Source organism: Nocardia otitidiscaviarum NBRC 14405, from assembly GCF_000308635.1.
GTDB classification, from domain to species: Bacteria; Actinomycetota; Actinomycetes; order Mycobacteriales; family Mycobacteriaceae; genus Nocardia; species Nocardia otitidiscaviarum.
On record NZ_BAGD01000015.1, the window covers coordinates 1 to 272 of the forward strand.

At 68.0% G+C, this 272-nt stretch carries 1 protein-coding gene; it reads left to right on the plus strand.

The genetic code is table 11. From position 1 onward, the window contains the following. Positions 1 to 33 precede the first annotated feature (33 nt). On the plus strand, positions 34 to 272 hold a 239-nt coding region (locus ON31_RS00060), incomplete at its 3' end, for a hypothetical protein (RefSeq protein WP_218007276.1).

Below are 272 nucleotides of genomic sequence, written 5' to 3' on the forward strand. Positions count from 1 at the left end.
GCCTTGAAAGAGTTCACTCTTCGCGGGTCCGACATGTCCGAGTCGTCGCAAGCGGCGTACGAGAAGATCAAACTCGACGCACAGGCCATGTCCGACGCCATCGCCGCGGGCGGCCCCCGCGCGCAGGAAGCGCTACAGCTCACCGCGCAAGGGCTGCTCGCGCTCGAGGGCGAGTCCGAACGCGCCAACGCAGCAATCGCGTTGTTCGGAACCCCGGTCGAGGATCTCGCCGTCGACCAGATCCCCGCGTTCCTCGAGGCGCTCGCGGGCGG